The following is a 297-nucleotide window of genomic DNA, read 5'->3' as shown; positions in this document are numbered from 1 at the left end:
TTCTAATTCGCGTTTGTTTCGTTTCGATATCTAGTTTTCAAAGAACAAGCTCCATGCAAAAGCAAGCTGTTTTGAGAGTTTGAGCTCTCAAAACCGAACAACGAGTGAGTTGCTTGTGCTCTTCATTTCATCCACACCGAAGTGATGGACCAAAATGAATCGCTGTCGCAGGTTCTAAGAACCTGCTTATTTGAATGTTTCCATTGCAGGAAACGATTCTCCATAGAAAGGAGGTGATCCAGCCGCACCTTCCGATACGGCTACCTTGTTACGACTTCACCCCAATCATCTATCCCA

At 43.8% G+C, this 297-nt stretch carries 1 rRNA gene; it reads right to left on the bottom strand.

The annotated features are described in order from the left end of the window. Positions 1-226: 226 nt before the first annotated feature. Positions 227-297: ribosomal RNA gene (locus IFU39_RS32560) — 16S ribosomal RNA — on the bottom strand; the annotation flags it as partial.

The sequence above is a fragment of the Paenibacillus sp. CFBP 13594 genome (genome assembly GCF_014842675.1).
Lineage (GTDB): Bacteria > Bacillota > Bacilli > Paenibacillales > Paenibacillaceae > Paenibacillus > Paenibacillus amylolyticus_B.
The sequence above is the reverse complement of the archived record's forward strand: the minus strand, read 5'-3'. Positions and strand labels throughout refer to the sequence as shown.